The 3,986-nt window shown below is 70.0% G+C and carries 4 protein-coding genes and 1 pseudogene; 4 read left to right on the top strand and 1 reads right to left on the bottom strand.

The features are described 5' to 3' along the window. Window positions 1–184 (top strand): annotated as a pseudogene (locus G3N93_RS35255) (HAD family phosphatase); the annotation flags it as partial. A 65-nt stretch (window positions 185–249) separates the two neighbouring features. Then, window positions 250–1,359, top strand: coding sequence for an ABC transporter ATP-binding protein (locus G3N93_RS35250; RefSeq protein ID WP_206135042.1), 1,110 nt, complete (start codon window positions 250–252; stop codon window positions 1,357–1,359). 13 nt (window positions 1,360–1,372) lie between these two features. Here G3N93_RS35250 and G3N93_RS35245 read toward each other — a convergent pair whose 3' ends face one another. After that, on the bottom strand, window positions 1,373–2,257 hold the full coding sequence (locus G3N93_RS35245) for a LysR family transcriptional regulator (RefSeq protein WP_174941405.1): 885 nt from the start codon (window positions 2,255–2,257) through the stop codon (window positions 1,373–1,375). Window positions 2,258–2,370: 113 nt separating this feature from the next. Here G3N93_RS35245 and G3N93_RS35240 point away from each other — a divergent pair, with 113 nt between their 5' ends. Then, window positions 2,371–3,567: a serine hydrolase gene (locus tag G3N93_RS35240; RefSeq protein ID WP_206135041.1), complete on the top strand. Its 1,197-nt coding sequence runs from the start codon at window positions 2,371–2,373 to the stop codon at window positions 3,565–3,567. Continuing rightward, on the top strand, window positions 3,564–3,986 hold a 423-nt coding region (locus tag G3N93_RS35235; RefSeq protein WP_206135040.1), incomplete at its 3' end, for an MFS transporter. The genes G3N93_RS35240 and G3N93_RS35235, both read left to right, overlap by 4 nt.

The following is a 3,986-nucleotide window of genomic DNA, read 5'->3' as shown; positions in this document are numbered from 1 at the left end:
CACGGTCATGCCGGCCGCCGCGGCCGGCATGACCGTGCTCGGCTTCGTCGGCGGCGGGCACGCGTCGGCCGCGCAGATCGACGCACTGCGCGGGATCGGCGCGCGTCACGTATTCGACGACATGCACGAGCTGCCCGGCTACGTCGCGCGCTGGCAGGCAACCGGCGCGGTGCTGCCGAACTGACAATCACTGGCAACGCCAAGGCGCCGCGTTCGACGCGGCGCATCACGAACGAACGGAGACAGATCATGGCAAGCGTGCTCCTGCGCAACATCGCGAAGCGCTACGACGACACCGAAGTGCTGCGCAACGTGAACCTCGACATCGCCGACGGCGAATTCGTCGTGTTCGTCGGCCCGAGCGGCTGCGGCAAATCCACGCTGATGCGGATGATCGCCGGCCTCGAGGATATTTCGAGCGGCGACCTGCTGATCGACGGCGCGAAGGTCAACGACGTGCCGAGCGCGAAGCGCGGCATCGCGATGGTGTTCCAGTCGTATGCGCTGTACCCGCACATGACGCTGTACGACAACATGGCGTTCGGCCTGAAGCTCGCGGGCGCGAAGAAGCCGGAGATCGACCAGGCCGTGAAGCAGGCCGCGAAGATCCTGCACATCGACCATCTGCTCGACCGCAAGCCGAAGCAGCTGTCGGGCGGCCAGCGGCAGCGCGTTGCGATCGGCCGCGCGATCACGCGCAAGCCGAAGGTGTTCCTGTTCGACGAGCCGCTGTCGAACCTCGATGCGGCGCTGCGCGTGAAGATGCGGCTGGAGTTCGCGCGGCTGCACGACGAGCTGAAGACGACGATGATCTACGTGACGCACGACCAGGTCGAGGCGATGACGCTCGCGGACAAGATCGTCGTGCTGTCGGGCGGCGCGGTGCAGCAGGTCGGTACGCCGAACGAGTTGTATCACGCGCCGGCGAACCAGTTCGTCGCGGGCTTCATCGGCTCGCCGAAGATGAACTTCCTGAAGGGCGCCGTCGAATCGGTCGATGCGGGCGGCGTGCTCGTGCGCTTCGACAGCGGCGAGACGCAGCGCGTCGCAGTCGAAGCGACGGGGCTGCAGCGTGGTGCGGCGGTGACGGTCGGCGTGCGGCCCGAGCACCTGAAAGTCGAAGCGGCGGCGACCGGCGTGGCCGCGAAGACGATGGCCGTCGAGTCGCTCGGCGATTCCGCGTACCTGTATGCGGAGTCGGCCGTCGCGCCGGACGGGTTGATCGCGCGGATTCCGCCGCTCGATACGTACCGCACCGGCGAGGCGCTGCATGTGCACGCTCAAGCGGAGCACTGCCACCTGTTCGACGAGCACGGGCAGGCGTTCCGCCGGCTGAGCGTGCAGGCGAAGGCCGCATGACGGCCGGCCGCGCTCACACCGGCAGGTGCGCGGCCATGTAATCGACGAACGCGCGCAGCTTCGGCGTCGGGTGGCGGCCTGACGGCCACAGCACGTAGATCGGCGTGCAGCTCGCGACGTGTTCGTCGAGCACCGCGCGCAGCGTGCCGTCTTCGAGTGCATCGCGCACGAAGAAGATGGGCAGGCACGCGATGCCGAGCCCGCGCAGCGCGAAGCACAGGCGTGCCTCCGCGCTGTTGCTGACCATCGCGACCGGCACCTCGGGCAGCGTGCCCGCGCGCGGCACGCGCAGCGGCCAGGTTTCGAGCTTGCCGCTGGTCGGGAAACGGTAGTGCAGGCAGCGGTGCTGCGCGAGATCGGCCGGCGTGCGCGGCGTGCCGTGCCGGTCGAGATAGGCGGGTGACGCGACGAGGTGCTGGCGGAAGTGGCCGAGCAGCCGCGACGACAGCCGCGAATCCGACGGCTGGCCGGTGCGCAGCACCGCGTCGAAACCTTCGTCGACAACGTCGACGAGCCGGTCGCTGAAATCGATGTCGAGCTCGATCTCCGGATACGCGGCCATGAAATCGGCGAGCACCGGCAGCAGCAGCGTGCCGATTGTCGGCAGGCTCACGCGCAAGCGCCCGCGCGGCGCTTCGGCGCTGTGCGTCAGTTCCTGCTCGGCGGCATCGAGCTCGGCGAGCACGCGCCGGCACCGTTCGAGAAAGCGCGTGCCTTCGGCCGTCAGCGTGATGCTGCGCGTGCTGCGGTGAAAGAGCCGCACGTTCAGGCGTGCCTCCAGCCGCGCGATGCGCTTGCCGATCGCCGATGCCGACAGCCCGAGCGCGCGCCCGGCCGCGACGAAACTGCGCGTTTCCGCGACCTGAACGAACACGACGAAGCCGCCGAGGTTTTCCATGCGAGTTTCCGATTGCGGACGCCAGCGTCCGGATTGTCCGGAACTCTACCCCGGTTTTTCTTCCTGCGTCGCCTCCCTACGATGAGCGCTCGTTCACTGTATGAGGTCACGCCATGTCATCCCTGCCTGTCTCCGCTGTGCGCGTGGACCCGGACGCCGCGCTGCGCCACCGGCTCGACGACGCGCTCGATCGCGCGCTTGCCGACGCGCGCATGGTCGGCGCGGTCGTGCTGGTCGCGCAGGACGGCGAGCTGCGCTATGCGCGCGCCGTCGGGCTTGCCGATCGCGAAACCGGCACGCCGATGCGGGAAGACGCGCTGTTCCGTCTGTCGTCGGTCACGAAGCCGGTCGTGGCCGCCGCCGCGATGCGGCTGGTCGCGGCAGGCCGCATCGCGCTCGACGAACCGGTCACGCGCTGGTTGCCCGAGTTCCGCCCGACGTTGCCCGACGGCACGCCTGCCGTCATCACGCTGCGTCATCTGCTATCGCATACGGCCGGCCTCGGCTACCGCTTCCTCGAAGCGGACGGCGACGGCCCGTATGCGCGCGCCGGCGTGTCCGACGGGATGGATCGTTCCGGTCTCTCGCTCGCCGAGAACCTGCGGCGCATCGCCGGCGTGCCGCTGCAGTTCGCGCCGGGCACGTCGTGGGGTTATTCGCTCGCGATCGACGTGGTCGGCGCGCTGATCGAGGCGGTCGACGGGCGGCCGCTCGCCGACGCGGTGGCCGCGCTCGTCACGACCCCGCTCGGGATGACCGACACCGCGTTCGTCGCGCACGACGCCGCGCGTTTTGCGACGCCTTACGTGAGCACGCCGGGCGCCCCGCGCCGGATGGCGGACATCGATCTCGTGCCGGTGTTCGACGGCACGATCGGCATCCGCTTCGAGCCGGCGCGCGCGTTCGATGCCGATGCGTGGCCGTCGGGCGGCGCGGGGATGGTCGGCACTGCACGCGATTGCATGACGCTGCTCGACGCGCTGCGCACGGGCCGCGACGGCTGGCTCGGACGCGAATGGGGAGACGAGATGGCGCGCCTCCAGCCGGGTGCGCACGACCTGCGGGATGCACCCGGTTTCGGCTTCGGGCTCGGCTTTTCGGTGCTGCGCGATCCGGTGGCCGCGCAGTCGCCGGAGTCGGTCGGTACCTGGCGCGGCGGCGGCGCGTACGGGCATACGTGGTTCGTCGACCGCGCGGCCGGGCTGACGGTCGTCGCGTTTTCCAACACGCTGTACGAGGGCCTCGATGGGCGGATCGTGACCTGTGTGCGCGATGCGGTCTACGGCGTCGAAACCGGGAGCGCGGCATGAGCGATTGCACATCGATCGATGACGAGCTTGCCGTTCGCCCGGTGCAGGCGGCCGAACGCCTGCCGGTCGCGAACCTGCTGGCGCTCGCGACGGCCGGCTTCATCACGATCCTCACCGAAGCGTTGCCGGCCGGCCTGCTGCCGCTGATGAGCGTCGACCTGCGCGTGACCGAGGCGCTGATCGGCCAGCTCGTGACCGTGTATGCGCTCGGCTCGATCGTCGCGGCGATTCCGCTCGTCGCCGCGACGCGCGCGATGCGCCGGCGCAGCCTGCTGCTTGCGGCGCTGGCCGGCTTCGTCGTGTCGAATGCGCTGACGGCCGTGTCGCCGTACTACGCGCTCACGCTCGCCGCGCGCTTCGTCGCGGGGATGGCCGCCGGGCTGCTGTGGGCGCTGCTGGCCGGCTACGCGAGCCGGATG

This window comes from Burkholderia sp. Se-20378, from assembly GCF_017104665.1.
Lineage (GTDB): Bacteria > Pseudomonadota > Gammaproteobacteria > Burkholderiales > Burkholderiaceae > Burkholderia > Burkholderia lata.
This window is presented reverse-complemented; position numbering and strand designations above follow the sequence as displayed.